The sequence below is a fragment of the Gilliamella sp. B3464 genome, from assembly GCF_026536145.1.
Classification (GTDB): Bacteria; Pseudomonadota; Gammaproteobacteria; order Enterobacterales; family Orbaceae; genus Gilliamella.
The window spans coordinates 1-2,111 of sequence record NZ_JAFNOQ010000023.1 but is presented as its reverse complement, the minus strand read 5'-3'; the positions used below and the strand labels follow the sequence as shown (position 1 = coordinate 2,111).

The 2,111-nt window shown below is 36.8% G+C and carries 2 protein-coding genes and 1 pseudogene; 1 reads left to right on the top strand and 2 read right to left on the bottom strand.

The annotated features are described in order from the left end of the window. Window positions 1–97: 97 nt before the first annotated feature. Window positions 98–279, top strand: a pseudogene (locus J3U57_RS12890) (SymE family type I addiction module toxin). A gap of 42 nt (window positions 280–321) precedes the next feature. Here the strand turns inward: J3U57_RS12890 and J3U57_RS12560 are convergent. Both J3U57_RS12560 and J3U57_RS12555 read right to left on the bottom strand, forming a co-directional pair. Next, window positions 322–795 carry a hypothetical protein gene (locus tag J3U57_RS12560; protein WP_267344981.1) on the bottom strand — a complete coding sequence of 158 codons (474 nt, stop codon included), beginning with the start codon at window positions 793–795 and terminating at the stop codon, window positions 322–324. Further along, on the bottom strand, window positions 796–2,111 hold a 1,316-nt coding region (locus J3U57_RS12555), incomplete at its 5' end, for a VENN motif pre-toxin domain-containing protein (RefSeq protein ID WP_267358483.1).

Below are 2,111 nucleotides of genomic sequence, written 5' to 3'. Positions count from 1 at the left end.
CTGCTGCTGACTTTATAATCCGCTTGGTTTTCGATATCAGTAAAGCTAATTGTGCCAGTACCTAACCGGTTTTTTGGATTTATCCGCAGCAGATGCTATGCGGTTTTATACCATTGGCTACGTGCCACAAGGCACAAAGCCCAACCCAAGACCACAACTAACAATCAAAGGCAGGTGGCTGGAGCAGATAGGCTTTTATGTGGCAGCCCTGTTATCATTAAAATAGAGCAGGGCAGGTTGAGTATTGAACTTAATTTGATGATTGAATCTATTCAATAAAATTTTTTATTTATCAAAATAAGAAGTTTATAAGTAATTCTATTAGCATATAATTTCATAAAGTGTGTCGGGAGCACCTTGGTTTAATTCAAAATCCGAAAGTAATGTTTTTGATAGTTCAGCAAATTTTATGACTTTATAAGAATAAATATAGCCTGAGTCAGTCAAAGATATCACAAGTTTTGAACATTTTGTTTTAATGATCATGTCTTCTAATATACTGATTAAAATTTGTAAACGATCTCTTCCTAATGGAGGAAATTTACTTTGCATCTCTGGAGCATAATCCAAATAATCAATTAAATAATCAGCTTCTTCACAATCGGGGCAATCGCTCATTGAAAAAATAAAATTAGTGTCGTTTTTATCTGGTAGATATTTATCTGTAAATTGAAACAATTGTTCTGGTAAAATTTCCTTTAAACCAATACCATATTTAATCGCTATCTTTTCTAATATCAATTTACTATTGTTATAGTTAATCCCTGCGAGATAACCGAAAATATAATTATTCATTTATTTCTCCTTAATCCAATCACCAATAGGTTTTCCATTGGAGCTTAGTTTTCTATAGTATCTACCAGTTACAAATCCTTTATCATTGTATGTTATTTTATGTTCATGAGGAACTACTCTTCCGTCAGAACCTAGACCCATTTGCCCATGTGGATGAATTTGTCCATAGTCTTCACGCGAAAAAGTTCGACCATTTGCATCATAATAAGTAACACTTTTAGAACCATCTGCTCTTGATACCTCATAAATTGAGTTTGGCGTTGAGGTATGTGGTGCTTTACCTGATGATACAATGATGTGTTCAGTAACAACTTTATTTGTTGCTGGGTTAATAATTGGGTTGGATGATGCAATTGTCTTTTTACCAGCATTAATTTGTTTGTTGGCTTCCGTCCCCTTTCCGGACCCCATAATCCCAGCAGATATCATTAAACCTATTTCATTAACTTTATCAACTGCTTCTTTATCAGACATATAAGTCGTATCAATACCAATATGACCTAATATATATCGAGCATCTTTTCCTCTTTCTTCTATAAGGATTGGATTATGCAAATTGTAATCCGCATCTTGCTGATTTTTCCAGTCTTGATTATTTAAAATTAAACTACAGCTATCTGGTAGTCCTTTGCATAATTCAGCTACAGAATAGTTTCCTGCTTCACCAACTAGACTGTTTAAATCAGCTTCAGTAAATAATACTGAACCACCTTCAACAGCATTTTTGATATGATTAAAGCAAGCTGATGAATAAGGATTTGTTGAACAGGCATCTACAAGACCTTGACTCTGTTCTTCATCCATTTTGTCATATTTATTTTGAACATTTGCAGCACACTGCTCCGGATTTCCTGAACTACCACATCCTTGCAGTTCCTCTATATAATCATGCATCTGTTTTTTGCTTAGATAGTTATTCTCAACCGCATTTTTACCACCAGCAATAGCGGTATTGATATCCTGAGCATCACCACCTAATGCGGCAATAGCCAGTCCGGTGGCCAGTTGGGCGAGTGCGCTGACTTGTTGTTTTTCATCCTGATTTAATTCATCTATACTTTTATTCGGATAAAGAATACTGGCAATGACTTCTGCGCCTCGTTCACTGACCGCTGCACCAACTCCGCCAACAACAGCTGAGTTACCTTGTAGCTCGGCAACCACGGCCCCAAGGATGGCATGACTGATAGTGTTAGCGACCTTATTGTCACCGGTTTGCTGCTTAATTATCGTGGCCAGTTTTGGTGCCAATGCACCAGCTACCGCACCGGTCATGTCGCCGGTGATTAAGCCATTGATGATATTAATCGCCATGT

Coding starts and splice junctions, on each gene's coding strand:
- J3U57_RS12560 (WP_267344981.1), bottom strand. CDS start 795: ATGAATAATTATATTTTCGGTTATCTCGCAGGGATTAACTATAACAAT.